Source organism: Mycobacterium sp. E2989 (genome assembly GCF_001667595.1).
Lineage (GTDB): Bacteria > Actinomycetota > Actinomycetes > Mycobacteriales > Mycobacteriaceae > Mycobacterium.
This window is the reverse complement of the sequence record NZ_LZJX01000030.1, coordinates 105,480-121,806: the sequence shown is the minus strand read 5'-3', so window position 1 is coordinate 121,806 and position 16,327 is coordinate 105,480. Positions and strand designations below refer to the sequence as shown.

Annotated in this window: 17 protein-coding genes, 1 tRNA gene and 1 pseudogene; 6 read left to right on the top strand and 13 right to left on the bottom strand. The window is 67.5% G+C overall.

What is annotated here, in order from left to right; all coding sequences use genetic code 11:
* Positions 1–104, bottom strand: a pseudogene (locus A5680_RS26525) (hypothetical protein); the annotation flags it as partial.
* A 31-nt stretch (positions 105–135) separates the two neighbouring features.
* Between A5680_RS26525 and A5680_RS25990 the strand changes: the two are divergent.
* From A5680_RS25990 to A5680_RS07605, 3 genes are all read left to right on the top strand, one after another.
* Positions 136–516, top strand: a complete 381-nt coding sequence (locus tag A5680_RS25990; protein WP_369827624.1) for a hypothetical protein — start codon at positions 136–138, stop codon at positions 514–516.
* 125 nt (positions 517–641) lie between these two features.
* On the top strand, positions 642–1,430 hold the full coding sequence (locus tag A5680_RS07610) for an NHL repeat-containing protein (RefSeq protein WP_067817828.1): 789 nt from the start codon (positions 642–644) through the stop codon (positions 1,428–1,430).
* The gene (locus tag A5680_RS07605) at positions 1,427–2,164 is read left to right on the top strand and encodes an esterase (protein WP_055400058.1); all 738 of its coding nucleotides are present in this window, start codon (positions 1,427–1,429) and stop codon (positions 2,162–2,164) included. Before A5680_RS07610 ends, A5680_RS07605 begins: the two co-directional genes overlap by 4 nt.
* A 371-nt stretch (positions 2,165–2,535) precedes the next feature.
* On the opposite strand, the gene A5680_RS07600 is transcribed toward A5680_RS07605, so the two are convergent.
* From A5680_RS07600 to A5680_RS07570, 8 genes are all read right to left on the bottom strand, one after another.
* Positions 2,536–3,060 carry a hypothetical protein gene (locus A5680_RS07600; RefSeq protein WP_067817825.1) on the bottom strand — a complete coding sequence of 175 codons (525 nt, stop codon included), beginning with the start codon at positions 3,058–3,060 and terminating at the stop codon, positions 2,536–2,538.
* A gap of 10 nt (positions 3,061–3,070) precedes the next feature.
* Positions 3,071–3,202, bottom strand: a complete 132-nt coding sequence (locus tag A5680_RS26450) for a hypothetical protein (protein WP_255380289.1) — start codon at positions 3,200–3,202, stop codon at positions 3,071–3,073.
* 110 nt (positions 3,203–3,312) lie between these two features.
* Positions 3,313–3,389, bottom strand: a tRNA-Ile gene (locus A5680_RS07595).
* Positions 3,390–3,499: 110 nt separating this feature from the next.
* On the bottom strand, positions 3,500–3,889 hold the full coding sequence (locus tag A5680_RS07590) for a DUF732 domain-containing protein (RefSeq protein ID WP_067817822.1): 390 nt from the start codon (positions 3,887–3,889) through the stop codon (positions 3,500–3,502).
* A 266-nt stretch (positions 3,890–4,155) separates the two neighbouring features.
* Positions 4,156–4,578, bottom strand: a complete 423-nt coding sequence (locus tag A5680_RS07585; RefSeq protein WP_055400064.1) for a DUF732 domain-containing protein — start codon at positions 4,576–4,578, stop codon at positions 4,156–4,158.
* Between the two features lie 347 nt (positions 4,579–4,925).
* Positions 4,926–5,792, bottom strand: a complete 867-nt coding sequence (locus A5680_RS07580) for a carboxymuconolactone decarboxylase family protein (protein ID WP_067817819.1) — start codon at positions 5,790–5,792, stop codon at positions 4,926–4,928.
* A 40-nt stretch (positions 5,793–5,832) separates the two neighbouring features.
* The gene (locus tag A5680_RS07575) at positions 5,833–7,206 is read right to left on the bottom strand and encodes a metallopeptidase TldD-related protein (RefSeq protein ID WP_055400068.1); all 1,374 of its coding nucleotides are present in this window, start codon (positions 7,204–7,206) and stop codon (positions 5,833–5,835) included.
* The gene (locus A5680_RS07570) at positions 7,203–8,720 is read right to left on the bottom strand and encodes a TldD/PmbA family protein (RefSeq protein ID WP_067817867.1); all 1,518 of its coding nucleotides are present in this window, start codon (positions 8,718–8,720) and stop codon (positions 7,203–7,205) included. The genes A5680_RS07575 and A5680_RS07570 overlap by 4 nt, the downstream gene beginning before the upstream one ends.
* A 74-nt stretch (positions 8,721–8,794) precedes the next feature.
* Here A5680_RS07570 and A5680_RS07565 point away from each other — a divergent pair, with 74 nt between their 5' ends.
* From A5680_RS07565 to A5680_RS07555, 3 genes are all read left to right on the top strand, one after another.
* Positions 8,795–9,664, top strand: coding sequence for a carbohydrate ABC transporter permease (locus A5680_RS07565; protein ID WP_156349690.1), 870 nt, complete (start codon positions 8,795–8,797; stop codon positions 9,662–9,664).
* Positions 9,651–10,466, top strand: a complete 816-nt coding sequence (locus tag A5680_RS07560; RefSeq protein ID WP_055404979.1) for a carbohydrate ABC transporter permease — start codon at positions 9,651–9,653, stop codon at positions 10,464–10,466. Before A5680_RS07565 ends, A5680_RS07560 begins: the two co-directional genes overlap by 14 nt.
* A 79-nt stretch (positions 10,467–10,545) precedes the next feature.
* Positions 10,546–11,883 (top strand): sugar ABC transporter substrate-binding protein, encoded by a 1,338-nt coding sequence (locus A5680_RS07555; protein WP_067817813.1) that lies wholly within the window; start codon positions 10,546–10,548, stop codon positions 11,881–11,883.
* Here A5680_RS07555 and A5680_RS07550 read toward each other — a convergent pair.
* The 4 genes from A5680_RS07550 to ddaH are packed head-to-tail and all read right to left on the bottom strand — an operon-like array spanning position 11,880 to position 16,305.
* The gene (locus tag A5680_RS07550) at positions 11,880–12,758 is read right to left on the bottom strand and encodes a universal stress protein (RefSeq protein WP_067817810.1); all 879 of its coding nucleotides are present in this window, start codon (positions 12,756–12,758) and stop codon (positions 11,880–11,882) included. The genes A5680_RS07555 and A5680_RS07550 overlap by 4 nt on opposite strands.
* Positions 12,755–14,200 (bottom strand): amino acid permease, encoded by a 1,446-nt coding sequence (locus A5680_RS07545; RefSeq protein ID WP_067817808.1) that lies wholly within the window; start codon positions 14,198–14,200, stop codon positions 12,755–12,757. Before A5680_RS07545 ends, A5680_RS07550 begins: the two co-directional genes overlap by 4 nt.
* Before the next feature lie 29 nt (positions 14,201–14,229).
* Positions 14,230–15,465, bottom strand: coding sequence for an ornithine--oxo-acid transaminase (rocD, locus tag A5680_RS07540; protein ID WP_067817804.1), 1,236 nt, complete (start codon positions 15,463–15,465; stop codon positions 14,230–14,232).
* On the bottom strand, positions 15,466–16,305 hold the full coding sequence (gene ddaH, locus A5680_RS07535) for a dimethylargininase (protein ID WP_067817801.1): 840 nt from the start codon (positions 16,303–16,305) through the stop codon (positions 15,466–15,468).
* Between the last annotated feature and the right edge of the window lie 22 nt (positions 16,306–16,327).

The following is a 16,327-nucleotide window of genomic DNA, read 5'->3' as shown; positions in this document are numbered from 1 at the left end:
TTGGCGAACAGGGCGTGCATCCAGTCGCGGGTCTTACCCACGTCCAACGCGTGCCGGATCGACTGCACGCCGATGCGGTGGTGGGACCCGGACTCGACGGTCGCGCTCACCCGCTGCGCGTCGCGGCTGTGGCTGGTGCCCATCGACGGCGGCGCCCCGACCGCCCTCACCGCGCCGACCAACGGCAAAGGCCCCGATTACGGCGACCTGAACGCCTGGCAACTCCCGGCCGGGACGTTTGTGCAGGCAGCGGGCGCGTGCGGGGTGATCTATCTCGCCAAGCTCAACGGCGACGGAACGACGGCACCCGTCGCGGTGGCGGGCGTGAAGGGCCGCAGCGTCGTCGTGGTCGGCGTCAACGGGGGCGACCTCAACCTGCAAGGGAGGGCTGGATGCGGAAGCGGCCAGTCGCTGATCGACTACAACCCCGCGGCCGGGACCTCAACCGTTCTGCTCGGGCCGACGGTCAACGGCGGCGGCGTCATCAGCGCGGTGCCCTACCCGGGCCAGCGGTGAGGGCAACTGGCATGACGAAAGTTGCTCGGGGCCACAGACGCACCGCGTCGATCGCTCTCGCGGTCGGGATCGCCACGGCCGCAGTGGTATCCGGCGGATGCTCCACAACGATCCCCGGGGCGCCCGTGGCCGCCAGCGCCGCTCACGCGGTGACCTATGGCCCGCAAGTCGAGCTGCCGTTCGGTAAGTTGATCAACCACCTCGCCGGCGTGGCGGTGGACGCCGCGGACAACGTGTACGTGCTCGACTTGCACTACGGGCAGGTGTGGGAGATGCCCGCGGGCACCAATCACCCAGCGCCGCTGCCGTTCCGGGATCTCGGTCAGGCCCTGCACGCGGCGATCGACGCTGCCGGCAACCTCTACGTCACCGACGGTCACCACAAGCGGGTGCTCAAGCTGACGCCCGGCAGCGCGACGCCCACCGTCCTACCGTTCACGGGTCTCGACGTGATCGTGGGCCTCGCGGTGGACACCGCCGGCACAGCCTACGTCAGCGACTCGGGCACCCAGCAGGTGCTGCGCCTGGCGCAGGGGTCAAGTATTCCGACCGCCTTGCCGCTCAACGGCATTCATCCCGGCGGCGTGGCGGTGGATGCCAACGGCGACGTCTACGTCGTCGATTCCGGCGGTAAGCGCGTGCTGCGGCTGGCACCCGGCGCCGATAGCCCGAGCGTGCTGCCGTTCACCGACCTCCAGCTACCCGGCGATGTGGCGGTGGACAGGGGCGGAAACGTCTACGTCACCGACTTCAGCGCCAACCGGGTACTGAAGTTGAATAGAGGCGCGAGCACCCCGACGGTGCTACCGTTCCACAACCTCAAGAACCCCGGCAGTGTGGCGGTCGACAGCGGAGGCAACGTGTACCTCAACGACAGCTCCCACTTCCGCATCCTCAAGCTGCCGGCCCGATGATGGTCACCGTGAGGGGTGTGCTGGCCGGGATTGCGGCCGCGGCGTTGATCGGTGGCGCGGCGGGGTGCGGCACGTCAAGCGTCGTCCGACAGACCACGACGACCACGACATCTGTTGCGCTGCAAGGGCGGAGCGCGTGCACCGATCTCGACGGAACCGTGGGTCCCGACGGGATCTGCCATGTGCGAAGTGCCACGCCCACCTACACGATCGAGATGAGCTTTCCCATCGACTACCCGGAGATAGATTCGGTGGCCGCATTCCTCAAACGCAACCGCGATGACTTCATCGACTGGGTCACCCAGGTGGGGCCGGGCCAGAAGCGGGGCCGGCCATACCTCTACGCCGTCACCGCGAAGACGTTTCGTTCGGGGGCGCCGGGCTCCGGCACCCAGAGCCTGGTGCTCACGATCGACAATGACACCGGCCTGGCCCACGAGGGCCACCCGAACACCACGTTCCGGGCGTTCAACTTCGATCTCGCCAAGCGCGTCCCGATCACCTTCGACACCTTGTTCAAGCCCGGGACGAGACCGCTCGAGGTGCTCGACCCGATCGTCCGACGCAAGTTGGATGCGCCGGATGCCGAACTCGACGAGGAGACCTACCAGAACTTCGCGATCACGAACGACGCGGTGATCTTCTTCTTCGGCCAAGACCAGGTGGTACACGACAACGCCGGGCCCCACCAAGTCGCGGTGCCCCGCAGCGAGCTGGCGCCGCTACTGGCGTAAGCCGTTTCGGCGGAAGGGATTCCGCCTTAAGAAATTTCCCGCGTTGGGCGCGACGTTGGCCGACCACCCCTGCGCGGGAGGCGGTTTGGGCAGCCGGGCGGGCTAGATTATGAAGCAGCTGGGCGCACCGGGCGTGCAGCTGGTGGCGCATCCCGAGGCGGCCAGGGGGGTGAGCGCGATGACCAGGGCGATGAAAATTTTGCCGAGACCAGACATGACGTACTCCGCTCTGTCGAGACTGTGCCCGAGGCGCTCTTCAGCGTACGCGCGTGTCTATTCCGTCAAGTCTTTTTGCGCGACTTCTGTTGAATCAGGAAATGGTGATGAGCCAAACGACGCTACACACCCTGGTCATCGCCCACGGAAGTTCGTTAAAACGCAGTGCTGCCCGACGGCTTGAACACGAAGCCATGCTGACCGTGCGAGGTATCGAGGCATGCCACCAGGTGGTCGGCGCCCACCGCGCACGTGGCGTCGCGGTAGGTCAGTTTCTGTCCCACATTCAGCAGCAGTCCGCGCGTGTAGGGCGCGCCGCAGTTGTCGCCCGTCTTGTTGATGACGTATGCCGGCCCCGAACCGGGGCTTGCCTTGGCGACCGCGCAAGGGTTTGCATCGGGCATGTCTCCGAGGCAGTTGATGTCTTGCGAGTGCCAAGCCGGTACTGGCTCTGCGGCCTCGAACCAGCATTGAATGTTGTAGGGGGTCGAAAAGTGCGCGTACTGAAGGCCTCTCGACGGGGGTTCGATGTAATTCTCGGCCGGTACCGGAGCGAAACCGCCGAGGTCCGGAAAGTCGCCCGGTTGCGCAGCGGCATGCTTCGGTGTCGTACAGGCAAGGCACGTCAACGCGCAAACGACGGATAGCATCTGCATGGCCAAGCGGGTGACGGCGCGCATCTGTGCCTCCTCAACTTCCCGGCGTGACGGTGAACGTGGTCGTGTAGGTGTGCGGATCGTAAACCCCGTCACCGAAGGTGCTTACCCACTGAACCGCCAACACGGCCTGATACCTCTGCTCGGCCACGCTCAACTCCCTCATCTCGGGAGTGTGAAGGATCAACCGCAACCGGTGTAAAGCATCAACCGAAACACTGTCAGGCATCACCCGAAGCCAAAAAGTCAAGCATCAGCCGAGGTCATACAAACGCCTGGTAGGGCGGGCGGGGCTCGAACCCGCGACCAACGGATTATGAGTCCGCGGCTCTAACCAACTGAGCTACCGCCCCTGGGGATGTTCCGTAGGAAACCGTAGCCCAAAGCGTGGTCATCGTCCGCCGGGCATGCGGAGCCCGCCGCACTCGAAGGAGCGGCGGCGGGCATTCAGGGCGTCAGGGCATCAGATTGGGGCCGGCTGCCCGGGGGCTTGCCGCGCGGCTTGGTCCTTGAGGCGGGGGATCAGGTCCGGCGCGTAGACGTAGATCGCCGACTCGACCTCCCACTCGGCCTGCTTCTGGTCCATCGGCGTGGTCCTGGTGATCATGTTGATCAATTCCTGGGCCTCGCCAAACTGATTCGGGTTGGACCGCACCTGGCTGGCGAACCAGCGTCCCTCGGCGGCCTCGCTGCAATCGTTGAAATCGGCGTTGTGCACCATCTTGTTCTGCGCCAGCAGCTTGATGTACTGGTCGTCGGCCGGGCTCATGTTGCACGACGCCGATGCGTGCGGCGCCGACATTACGGCACCCCCCACCATCGCCGCCCCCAGCGCAACGCCGGCGGCCCCCACCGCCAGTGCTTGCGCGCGCGATCGTGTGCTCCTCACTTTCACGTCCCCCTTATCGTGGAATTTGCCAATTTCCTTTCGCGCCGAACACCGGGTACCACCGGCAACGAGCGTGACAAACGACTCGTTCGTCAAACAATCGATGAACGGCAGTCAACGAAAACGCCAGTGCGAGTTGGATATCCGATCAGCGGGCCAGCGGTAAGCGCAATGGCCCAACACCGGCACTCAGTGCTGCCGGTGCCGTACTCCACAGTTAGCTGGCGGGCCTACTCCGACGGCCAGTTCGCGTGCGCGGCCTGGTCCTTGATCTTGGGGATCATGTCCGGCGCGTAGACGTAGATGGCCGACTCGACCTCCCACTCGGCCTGGGCCTGGTTCATCGACGTCGTGTTGGTGATCATGTTGACCAGCTCTTGGGCCTCACCGAACGGGTTGGGGTGGTTGCGCACCTGGTCGGCGAACCAACGCCCCTCGGCAGCCTCGGTGCAATCGCTGAAGTCGGCGTTGTGCACCATCTTGTTCTGTGCGAGCAGCTGGATGTACTGGTCGTCCTTCGGGCTGAGATTGCAGGACGCCGACGCTTGGGGCGCGGACAGCACGGCGCCGCCGAGCATCGAGGCTCCCAACGCGACGCCGGCGGCACAGACCGAGGACACTCGCGTGCGCAAACGTGAGCGGGTGGTCGTCATCTCCGGTCCTCCCTCTGCGTGTGAGCGGTGGGCTCTCCGACGCAAATCAAGCTGTGATGTGGCGACAGCTAGCCGTCAAATCAGGCGTCGCTGCCAGCTGAGATCACCGGCACATATGAGTTCACATATGAGTTTCGGCGTCGGGCATAAATTTAGCCAGTGCCAGCGGCCTGAGCGGGGAACTTTTGTTTGCGTGATCGTGTACGAATGGTTAACATTCGCTACTTCGTACCGGCCGCAAGAGCCCGGCGGATGCACGCGGGCCGACCGTGCCTGCCACCGTGAATAGCCTCATGACCAGTGGTTAAGCACCCCGGCCCAGCGACCACGTCGGCCGCAGATGACTCTTAGCTGAAGACGGTCTGCCCGTCGGCGTCGAGCAGATAGCGCTCGGTGCCCTGCTGGACCCGGGCCGCGTCGGCGCCCAGCGCGACGGCGACTTTGTTGCTTGCATTCCGCATGATGTCAAAGGTGAGCTCGACGGCCTCGGCATCGGAGAACCGGGAGCGCACCTCGGCGGCATCGTCGACGGCGAGGTGCGCAGGGGTCCAAATTAGCCCATCGGCGTAGCGCAGCGCTGCTTTAGCGCGGTCGTCGAGCACACTCGACGACTCGAAGCGCTCGATCTCGTCGTACAGCGTTTCCGAACCGCCGGCATCCAGCGCGGTGCTCTCCCGCAGCGACTTGCACAGCCGGCAGTTGTGCTGAACCGCCCCGCGCAGCCGGACCAGCTCGGCGGTGACCGGGTCGAGCGCCCGCATGCGCGCCACCGCGGGCAGGAAGTCGTTGAACACCGGACCCGACGGCTCGGTGACGCCGTCCCACGCGACGACGCCGTCGACCCAGCCCAGGTACTCCGAGCCGACGCCGAGCGCTTCCAGCCCGGCCCGCACCCGCGGAACGAAGTCGGCGATATACATTCCGACCGCCACGCCGAAGGCAGCCTCGCCCAGCTGCTTGATCAGGCGGGATCGCAGGTCGCCGGTGATCGCCGAGACATCGGCGCTGAACTGTTCGGCGAACTCGGCGACCACGACTTCCGCGTCCGATTCGGGCGCGCCGACCTCGACGGGGCTGGGCAGCGGCGGCAGCGACAGCGTCTCCGCACACACCCGCCGGATCAGTCCCGCGATGCGGGCGGCCGCCGGGTCACCCGGAAACAGGGACACCAACCGCGTGAGCTGATCTTTCCGAACCGAAACCGGAGCCGCCATCCGTCACACGCTAGAACGCGGCCCGCCCCGCGGCAATCGCCTACTGCGCCTGGCTCACCGACGACATATAGAAGTCCGGTATCCGCAGCGACGGCATTGCCGACCGGGTGGCCCAGTCCGCCCACTCCCGCGGCAGCGTCTTCTCGCTCACCCCGGCCTCGGTGGCCCGCCGCAGCAGGTCCAGCGGGCTCTCGTTGAACCGGAAGTTGTTGACCGCCGCGGTCACCTCGCCGTCCTCGATGAGGTAGACGCCGTCGCGGGTCAGCCCGGTGAGCAGCAGCGTGGTGGGGTCGACCTCGCGGATGTACCACAGCGTGGTCAGCAGCAGGCCGCGTTCGGTGGCCGCGATCATGTCGGCCAGGTCGACGGAGCCACCGGTCATCACCAGGTTGTCGGCGGCGACCGCCACCTGGGCGTCGAATTTGGCGGCCGTCGCCCGCGGATAGGCCAGCGCGTTGATCACGCCGTTGCGGATCCAGTCCACCTGGCCGATCTCCATGCCGTTGTCGAAGACCGACACCGTTTCCGACGAGCTGCTCACGGCGACGAACGGTGTGCATGCCAGGCCGGGCGCCATCGGATCGGAGAACAGCGTCAACGGCAACTCGGTGAGCTTCTCCCCCACCCGGGTCCCGCCGCCGGGCGCCGAGAACGCGGTGCGGCCCTCCCTCGCGCCACGGCCGGCCATCGACCACGCCAGGTAGAGCATCATGTCGGCCACCGTCGATGGCGGCATGATCGTCTCGTAGCGGCCGGCGGGCAACTCCACGCTGCGTTCGGCCCAGCCGAGCCGCATCGACAGCTCCTCGAGCAGCGAATCCATTGGCACACCGGCGAAGTCGGGCGTGCCGATGCCCGCCCAGGCGCTCGCGTCGCCGCGCTTGCCGTTGATCTCCACCGCCCCGGCGGGCTGGGTGTAGCGGCGCCGCACCCCGGTCGACGACGCCAAGAACGTGGTCGAAACGCTATGGTGCGCAAAGCCATACAGCCGGTCGGTGCCGCGAAAGCCCCGACTGAGGGAGTCGGCGACCTCGGCGAACACCAGCGGCCCGGTGCCCGGCACGGGTGCGTTCCAGTCCGCGGGCACGCCGGTGTCGGCCAGCAGCGGCGCGGCGTCACCGGCCTCGGGCGCCGAGCGGGCCGCCTCCTGGGACGCCGCCACCAGCTCGGGGATCACCCGCGGATCCACCTCCGCCGAGACCATGGTGCCGATGCGCGCGGTGGAGCCCTGACGGACGACGGAGATCACCGTGATGCTGCGGTTGACCGCAACCCCGTTGGTGGTCATCGAATTACCCGCCCAGCGCAGCGTCGCCTCCACCTTGTCGGTGACGAGCACCATGGTCTCGCTGGCGCCGCCGAGCTTGGCGGCCTCGTCCAGAACCAGGTTGACCACGTGCTGCGGGGTGATCATCGGCCACCCTCGGCGCGGGTGTTGAGCACATTGACGCCGCGGAACAGCGCCGACGGGCAGCCGTGGCTGACCGGGGCGATCTGGCCGGGCTGGGCCTTGCCGCAGTTGAACGCGCCACCCAGCCGCCAGGTCGACGGCCCGCCCACGGCCTCCATCGAGTTCCAGAAATCGGTCGTGGTGGCCTGATACGCGACATCCCGCAATTGGCCCTCCAATTCGCCGTCGCGGATGCGGAAGAACCGCTGACCGGTGAACTGAAAGTTGTAGCGCTGCATGTCGATCGACCATGACTTGTCGCCGATGATGTAAATGCCGTCCTCGACGCGGCCGATCAGGTCGGCGGTGCTGACGTCCTCCTTCGCGGGTTGCAGCGACACGTTCGCCATCCGCTGGATCGGCACGTGATGCGGCGAGTCGGCATACGAGCACCCGTTCGAGCGCGGCTGACCCAGGCGCGGGGCGAACACCCGGTCGAGTTGATAACCGACGAATATCCCGTCGCGCACCAGATCCCAGCTTTGGGCGGCGACCCCCTCGTCGTCGTAACCGATGGTGGCCAGCCCGTGCGCGACTGTGCGGTCCGCGGTCACGTTCATCACCGGGGAGCCGTACCGCATGGTGCCGAGTTTGTCCGGGGTGGCGAACGACGTTCCGGCGTAGGCGGCCTCGTAGCCGATGGCGCGGTCGTATTCGGTTGCGTGGCCAATGGATTCGTGAATCGTCAGCCACAGGTTGGTGGGATCGATCACCAGGTCCTTGCGCCCGGCGGAAACGCTGGGCGCCTTGACCTTTTCGGCCAGCAGCGACGGCAGCTGCGCCAGCTCGTCGGTCCAGTTCCAGATCTCGTCGCCGGACAAAACCTCCCAGCCGCGCCCCATCGGGGGCGCCAGCGTCCGCATCGAGTCGAAGCTGCCCGCCTCGGCGTCGACGGTCACCGCCTCCAGCGACGGCTGCACCCGCACCCGCTGCTGGGTGATCGACGACCCGAAGGTGTCAGCGTAGAAGGTCTGCTCCTTGACGGCCGTGAGCACGGCCGAGACGTGGTCGACGCCGTCGGAACTGAGCAGCCGACCGGAGTAATCCTCGAGCACGGCGATCTTGTCGGTGGCCGGGATGGTGAAGGGGTCGATGCGGTACTCCGACACCCAGGTGGCGTCGGCGTACACGGGTTCGGGCGCCAACTCGACGCGCTCACGGTTGAGCGTGGCCAGGGTGGTGGCCACCTGCACGGCGTGACGGGCGGTCTCGGCGGCCACGGCGGGCGCCAGCTCCGCGTGCGAGGCGAATCCCCACGTGCCGTCCACGATCACCCGCACCGCCAAGCCGATCTCGCGGGTGACGACCGACGTCTCCAGCTCACCGTCGCGCAGCTGCACGATCTCGGTCACGATGCGGTGAATCCGCAGGTCGGCGTAGCTGGCGCCGGCCGCGGTGGCCGACGACAGCGCGGCGTCGGCCAGCGCCTGGCGCGGCAGGTTGAGGAAGTCGGCATCGATCCCCCGGTTCGCTGTCACGAGTCCACCGTAACGGCCGTTCACCCCAAACCCCGGCGGCGCCCGCTTTAATTACCAGCATGGCCAGCGGCGTCCTGAGGAGACAGCCTCGTTCCACCGCGCTGGGCTACGCCCTGCTGGCGCCCAGCCTGTTCGGTGTGGTCGCCTTCTTGCTGCTGCCCATCCTGGTGGTGATCTGGCTGAGCCTGTACCGCTGGGACCTGCTGGGCCCGTTGCGGTATGTGGGCCTGGCCAACTGGCGCTCCGTGTTGACCGATCACACCTTCGCCAACTCGCTGATCGTCACGGCCCTGTTCGTGGCGATCGTGGTGCCGGCGCAGACGGTGCTGGGCCTGCTGGCCGCGTCCATGCTCGCGCGCCGGCTGCCCGGCACCGGCCTGTTTCGCACCGTCTACGTGCTGCCGTGGATCTGCGCGCCGCTGGCGATCGCCGTGCTGTGGCGCTGGATTCTGGCGCCCACCGACGGGGCCGTGAGCGCCGTGTTGGGGCACAGCATCGAATGGCTGTCGGACCCCAGCTTCGCGCTGCCGCTGGTTTCCGCCGTCGTCGTGTGGACCAACGTCGGCTATGTCTCGCTGTCGTTCTTGGCGGGCCTGCTGGCGATCCCGGACGACATTCACGCCGCCGCGCGCACCGACGGTGCCAATGGGTGGCAACGGTTCTGGCGCATCACGCTGCCCATGCTGCGCCCGACCACGTTCTTCGTTCTGGTGACCGGAATCGTCAGCACCGCACAGGTTTTCGACATGGTCTACGCGCTGACCGGCGGCGGGCCCGGCGGCAGCACCGACCTGGTGGCACACCGCATCTACGCCGAGGCGTTCGGCTCGGCGGCGATCGGGCGCGCGTCGGTGATGGCGGTGGTGCTGTTCGTCATCCTGATCGGCGTGACTATGGTGCAGCAGGCGTATTTCCGGCGACGGATCAGCTATGACCTCACCTAGCCGGCTTCTCATCTACGCCGGACTCATCCTCGGCGCGCTGATCACCCTGGTGCCGTTCGCCCTTGGCCTGTTGACGTCCTTCACCTCGGCACACCAGTTCGCCACGGGTACGCCGCTGCAGCTGCCGCGCCCCTTCACATTGGCCAACTACACGGATCTGGGCGGGGCCGGGTTCGGCCGGGCCGCGGCGGTGACCGCCTTGATGACGGCGGTGATTCTGGTGGGCCAGTTGACCTTTTCGGTGCTGGCCGGATACGCGTTCGCGCGCCTGGATTTCCCCGGGCGCGACGCGCTGTTCTGGGTGTACGTCGCGACGTTGATGGTGCCGGGCACGGTCACGGTGGTGCCGTTGTATCTGATGATGGCCCAGCTCGGCCTGCGCAACACGTTCTGGGCGTTGGTGCTGCCGTTCGTGTTCGGCTCGCCGTACGCGATCTTCTTGCTGCGCGAGCACTTCCGCCTCATCCCGAACGACTTGGTCAACGCCGCCCACCTGGATGGGGCGAACACCCTGGACGTGATCGTGCACGTGGTGATCCCGTCCAGCCGGCCGGTGCTCGCGGCCTTGACGCTGATTACCGTTGTCTCACAGTGGAATAACTTCATGTGGCCGCTGGTGATCACCAGCGGCCACAAGTGGCGGGTGCTCACGGTCGCGACGGCCGATTTGCAGTCGCGGTTCAACTCCCAGTGGACGCTGGTGATGGCCGCGACGACCATCGCCATCGTCCCGCTGATCGCGCTGTTCGTGTTCTTCCAGCGGCACATCGTCGCGTCGATCGTCGTCTCGGGGCTCAAGTGAACCGTTCACGCGTCGAGATTGCGCTCAGGGCTGTAATTTTCGCCGCTTCACGACCACCGCGGCAATCTGGGCGCACAGCATGAACCGGCCCCGCTTTTCGACGCTGATGGCCGGCGCGCTCGCGTTGGTCGCGATGCTCTTGGGTGCGACCGCGGTGCTGCTCGACTATTCCGGCCAGCCCCCCGGCGGCAAAATCGTGGTAACGGTGCGGGTCTGGGCCGAGCAGATCGCCACGGCGTACCGGCAGTCGTTCGAGGCGTTCAATCGCACGCATCCCGGGATCGCGGTGCACACCAGCGTTGTCGCGTACGCGACGTACTTCGACACGCTGCGCACCGATGTGGCCGGCGGCAGCGCCGACGACATCTTCTGGCTGTCCAACGCCTACCTGGCCCCATACGCCGACAGCGGCCGGCTGATGGACATCGGCACGGCCCTGCCGGCCGGCTCCGCCGCGGCGTGGGATTCGGCGGTCGTGGATCAGTTCACCCGCGGGGGCGCGCTGTGGGGCGTTCCCCAACTGACCGATGCCGGAATCGCGGTGTTCTACAACGCCGACCTGCTCGCGGCGGCCGGTGTCGACGCCGCCGAGCTGAACGGATTGCGTTGGGGCGCCGATGGCGGCGAGACGCTGCGCCCGATGCTCGCCCGGCTCACCGTGGACGCCGACGGCCATCCCGCAAACACCGCGGGTTTCGACGCCGGACGGGTGCGGCAGTGGGGCTACAACGCCGCCAACGACCCGCAGGGCATCTACCTGAACTACATCGGCTCGGCCGGCGGCGTCTTCCAGCAGGGCGACAAGTTCGCGTTCGACAATCCCGGTGCGGTGCAGGCCTTCCGGTACCTCGTCGGCCTGATCAACGACGACCACGTCGCGCCGCCGGCATCCGACACCAACGACAACGGCGACTTCTCCCGCAACCAGTTCCTGGCCGGCAGGATGGCGCTGTTCCAGTCCGGCACCTACAACCTGGCGCCGGTGGCCCGCGACGCCCGCTTTCGCTGGGGCGTCGCGCTGATGCCGGCGGGCCCCGCCGGCCGGGTGAGCGTCACCAATGGCATTGCCGCGGTTGGCAATGCCGCGACGAAGCATCCCGATGCGGTGCGCCAGGTCCTGGCCTGGATGGGCAGCAAAGAGGGCAACGAGTTCCTGGGTCGTGCCGGTGCGGCCATCCCGGCCGTCCTGTCGGCGCAGCCGGTGTACTTCGACTTCTGGTCGGCCAGGGGCGTGAACGTCGGACCGTTCTTCGCCGTGCTCAACGGCCCGCGCATCGCGGCGCCCGGCGGCGCCGGTTTCGCGGCCGGCAGCGACGCCATGCGGCCGTATTTCGATGAGATGTTCCTGGGTCGTGGCGATGTCGCGGTGACCCTCAAGAAGGCGCAGGCGGCCGCCAACGCCGCGGCGCAGCGTTAGCCGGGCAGCACCAGCACCGGCACAGGGCTCGCCCGGATGATCTTGGCGCTGCGGGAACCGAGGAATACCCGCCGGATGTCGCCACGCGGCCGGGTGCCCAACGCCAGGATCTCACCCTCCTGCCAATCGGCCTTCGCCAGCGCCTCTTTCCAGCTGCATCCGGTAACCACGTGCAGCGCAACGTCTTCGCTCACGACGCCGTCGGTCTTCAGCTCCTCGAGGATGCCGTGCGCCTGGGACGCCCAGGCCTGCAGCACCTGATCCTCGACCTCGAGCCCGACCTCCGGCGGATACATCGTCTTGCCGCGGACCGCGAAGGTGATCACCCGCATCGGGACACCGAATCTTTGACCGAATTCGAAGCAGCGCCTCACCACGTCGATGGCGTCCGGAGTGGCCGAGTAGGCACAGGTGAGCCGGCTCAATTTGCCTTGGGGCGCACGGTATTTGCGGGGGCTGATCGCGACCGGCACGGTCGAGGCGTGCAGCAGCCAGTCGGCGGTGGAGCCGATGAGCACTTGCCCCCGCCCACCGCTGGGCAGCGAACCCAGCACAAGCAGGTCGGCGTCGAGTTCGTGGATGATCTCGAGGAGTCCCCCGGAGACCGATCCGTGCGCGCGGTGCAGGTAGGTGACCTCAATGCCGTCGGCCAGACCGTCGAGGAAGCGGGCGGCCTCGGTGGCCGACTCCGCCGCCAAGCTGTCCGCCCACTGCTCGTACTCGGCGTCGACGCGGGCGAGCGACGGCGTCAGCCACGGCTTGGGCACGATGGTCGCCACGGTCAGCGAGGTGCCGCGGGTGCGCGCGATGAGCACCCCCAGATGCAATCCCGAGAGCCCGACCTTGCCGGCCCGGTATCCGACGACGACGGTCATAGCGCGTCCCGCTGAAGCGTTTCGCCATTGAGCGCGCTGTGGTGGCGGCCCCAGGCGAAGTAGAAGATCAACGCCACCGAGATCCAGGCGGCGAACGCGATCCAGGTGTACCAGTGCAGGCTGAACAGGATGTATCCGCATGCGAGCACCGAAAGGGCCGGTGTGACAGGGTAACCCGGCACTTTGAACGCCCGCGGCAGGTCGGGTTCGCGCACCCGGAGAATGATCACCCCGACGGATACGACGATGAACGCCGTCAGGGTGCCGATGGACACCATGTCAGTCAGCTTGTCGAGCGGCACGAATGCGGCCAGGCTCCCCGCGGCCACCCCGACGATCACTGTGTTGCTCACCGGGGTCATGGTCCGCACGTTCACCGTGGCAAATCGCGACGGCAGCAGCCCGTCGCGGCCCATGGCGAACAGGATCCGCGTCATGCCGTACATCGTGACCAGCGTGACCGAGAAGATCGAGATTACGGCGCCGGCGGCCAGAATCGTGCTGGCCCATTTGCCGTGGGTGACGTTGTCGAGGATCGTGGCCAGGCCCGCCTCTTGCTGGGCAGCGAAGTCGCGCCACGACTGGGTGCCTAGCGCGGCAAGCGCGACGAGGACGTACACAGTGGTCACCGTCGCCAGCGCCGCGAGGATGGCGCGCGGCATCGTCTTCTGCGGGTCCTTGACCTCGTCACCCGCCGTCGACACCGCGTCCAGGCCGATGTAGGAGAAGAAGATGGTGCCGGCCGCCGACCCGATGCCGGCGACGCCGAACGGGGCGAAGTCCTTGAGCCGGTCGAGGTCGAAGGCCGTGAACGCGAGGATGACGAACATGATCAGCACGCCGAGCTTGGTGAGCACCATGATGGTGTTGACCTTGGCCGACTCGCTTGCGCCGCGGACCAGCAGCAGCGCACACATCACGATCAGGACGATCGCCGGCAAGTTCACCACGCCCGGTTCGGAGTCCCAGGGCGCCGCCGACAGCGCGTGCGGCAGTTGGAATCCGAAGACGTTGTGCAGCAACTTGTTCAGGTATCCGCTCCAGGTGACCGAGACGGCGGCCGTGGAAACCCCGTACTCCAGCAGCAGGCACGCCGCGACGCCCATCGCGACGGCCTCGCCCAGCGTGGTGTACGCGTACGAATAGGCCGACCCCGAAACCGGTACCGCCGCGGCCAATTCGGCGTAGCAGATAGCCGCCAGCCCAGCGGCGACGCCGGCGATCAAGAACGAGACGATCACCCCGGGCCCGGCCTCGGGCACCGCCTGGGACATGACGAAGAAGATCCCGGTGCCGATCGTCGAGCCGACGCCGAACATGGTCAGTTGAAAGGTGCCGATACTGCGCTTGAGGTGGTCGGCGGCCCCGCGTGCCGCGTGCGCGCCGACAACGGGACGACGCCGCAGCATCTGCTCCGGCAGGCTGATCGAGCTGGCTGGCAAGTGCGCCCCCTGTTGCTTGGATCAGCTGATTATGCGCATGTCTCCCGCAATGCCGCAGCGAACTGGTCAATCGCCCAATCGATCTCCTGCTCGCTGATCACCAGCGGCGGCGCGAACCGCAGGGTCGACCCGTGGGTGTCCTTGACCAACACGCCGCGATCGGCCAGTCGAAGGCTCATCTGCTTGCCCGTCCCGAGCGCCGGGTCGATGTCGACGCCCGCCCACAATCCCAGGCCGCGCACCTCGACGACGCCGCGGCCCACGAGTTCACGCAGGCGCCCGTGCAGGTGCGCGCCCAATGTCGCCGAGCGGGCCTGGAACTCCCCGCGGGCCAGCATGGCAACCACGGTGGTGCCGATGGCGGCGGCCAGCGGGTTGCCCCCGAAGGTGGAGCCGTGCTCGCCGGGATGCAGCACGCCCAGGACCTCGTGGTCGGCGACCACCGCCGACAGCGGAACCACGCCGCCGCCGAGCGCCTTGCCGAGCAGGTAGACGTCCGGCACCACGCCCCAGTGGTCGCAGGCGAACGTGTGTCCCGTGCGCGCCAGACCGGACTGGATCTCGTCGGCAATCATCAGCGCGTTGTGCTCGCTGCACAGCGCGCGAACGGTGGGTAAGTAGTCCGTGGGCGGGACGACGATCCCCGCCTCGCCCTGGATCGGCTCGAGCAGCACCGCGACGGTGTCGTCGTCGATCGCGCGGGCCAGCGCGGCGGCGTCACCGAACGGGACCGAGCGGAACCCGGGCGTGAAGGGTCCGAATCCGCCCCGCGCCGCGGGGTCGGAGGAGAAGCTCACGATGCTGATCGTGCGGCCATGGAAGTTGTTGTCGGCCACGATGATGTTCGCCCGACCGTCGGCGACGCCCTTGACATCGGTGCCCCACTTACGGGCGACCTTCAGGCCGCTCTCCACGGCCTCGGCGCCCGAGTTCATCGGCAGCACCAGGTCCTTGCCGCACAGCCGCGCGAGGGCGGCGCAGAACGGGCCGAGCGTGTCCGAATGGAACGCGCGGCTCACCAGCGTGACGGTGTCGAGCTGGGCGTGCGCCGCCGCGGTGATCTCGGGGTTACGGTGACCGAAGTTGACCGCCGAGTAGGCCGCCAGGAAGTCCAGGTACCGCCGGCCCTCCACGTCGGTGACCCAGGCGCCCCCGGCGCTGGCCGCCACCACCGGCAACGGCGAATAGTTGTGCGCCGCATAGCGTTCGACCAACCCGATGGCGGCCTCGGTTCGGGTCGCGGCCCTGGCGTCGAGGATCGTCACTTAGAACACCTCCAATGTGCAGCACTTGACCGAACCGCCACCCTTGAGGAGTTCGGAGAGGTCGACGCCGATGGGTTCGAAGCCGGCCGCCCGCAGCTGAGCGGCGAAACCCGTTGCGGCGGAGGGCAGGACGACGTGCCGACCGTCGGAGACGACGTTGAGGCCGAGCACGAATGCGTCGGCGCTGCCCACGACGATCGCGCCGGGGAACAGCGCCAGCAGTTGTTCCTGTGCGGCGACGCTGAACGCCGGCGGGTAGAACGCGATCGTCTGGTCGTCCAGGACGGCCAGCGCGGTGTCCAGGTGGTAGAAGCGCGGATCCACCAGCTCGAGTGAGACCACCGGCATCCGCAGCGCCGCGGAGATCTCCGCGTGGGCCCGCCGATCGGTGCGAAAGCCGTGGCCCGCCAACACCATTTCGCCGACCATCAGCAGGTCGCCCTGCCCCTCGTTGACATGACGAGTGGACACCGGCCGGTAGCCCAACGAGGCCATGAACTCGGCGTAGGCTTGCGCTTCGCCGGCCCGCTCGGCGAACCGGAATCTGGCCACGATCGCGACGTCTCCGGCGATGAATCCGCCGTTGGCGGCGTACACCATGTCGGGCAGCCCGGCGACGGGCCCGACGACCTCCACCCGGTGACCCAGCCGAAGGTAGGTCGCGCGCAACGATTCCCATTGAGCCTGCGCGAGACCGACGTCGACCGGCGTGGCGGTGTCCATCCACGGGTTGATCGCGTATTCGACCGCGAAGAACGCCGGCGGTGTCATCGCGTACCGGCGGGCGCAGGGCGTGCGGGCCTGTGTCGGGGCGGGCGCCGCGATGTGCTGGTCCGTCATAAATCAACGGTATTTGTCGGGC

What these genes read in the sequence shown, in the direction of transcription:
- A5680_RS07550 (WP_067817810.1), bottom strand. Translation starts at nt 12,758, where the DNA reads ATGACCGTCGTCGTCGGATACCGGGCCGGCAAGGTCGGGCTCTCGGGA.
- A5680_RS07560 (WP_055404979.1), top strand. Translation starts at nt 9,651, where the DNA reads ATGACCTCACCTAGCCGGCTTCTCATCTACGCCGGACTCATCCTCGGC.
- A5680_RS07605 (WP_055400058.1), top strand. Translation starts at nt 1,427, where the DNA reads ATGATGGTCACCGTGAGGGGTGTGCTGGCCGGGATTGCGGCCGCGGCG.
- A5680_RS07585 (WP_055400064.1), bottom strand. Translation starts at nt 4,578, where the DNA reads ATGACGACCACCCGCTCACGTTTGCGCACGCGAGTGTCCTCGGTCTGT.
- A5680_RS07555 (WP_067817813.1), top strand. Translation starts at nt 10,546, where the DNA reads ATGAACCGGCCCCGCTTTTCGACGCTGATGGCCGGCGCGCTCGCGTTG.
- A5680_RS07600 (WP_067817825.1), bottom strand. Translation starts at nt 3,060, where the DNA reads ATGCGCGCCGTCACCCGCTTGGCCATGCAGATGCTATCCGTCGTTTGC.
- ddaH (WP_067817801.1), bottom strand. Translation starts at nt 16,305, where the DNA reads ATGACGGACCAGCACATCGCGGCGCCCGCCCCGACACAGGCCCGCACG.
- A5680_RS07575 (WP_055400068.1), bottom strand. Translation starts at nt 7,206, where the DNA reads ATGATCACCCCGCAGCACGTGGTCAACCTGGTTCTGGACGAGGCCGCC.
- A5680_RS26450 (WP_255380289.1), bottom strand. Translation starts at nt 3,202, where the DNA reads ATGAGGGAGTTGAGCGTGGCCGAGCAGAGGTATCAGGCCGTGTTGGCG.
- A5680_RS07580 (WP_067817819.1), bottom strand. Translation starts at nt 5,792, where the DNA reads ATGGCGGCTCCGGTTTCGGTTCGGAAAGATCAGCTCACGCGGTTGGTG.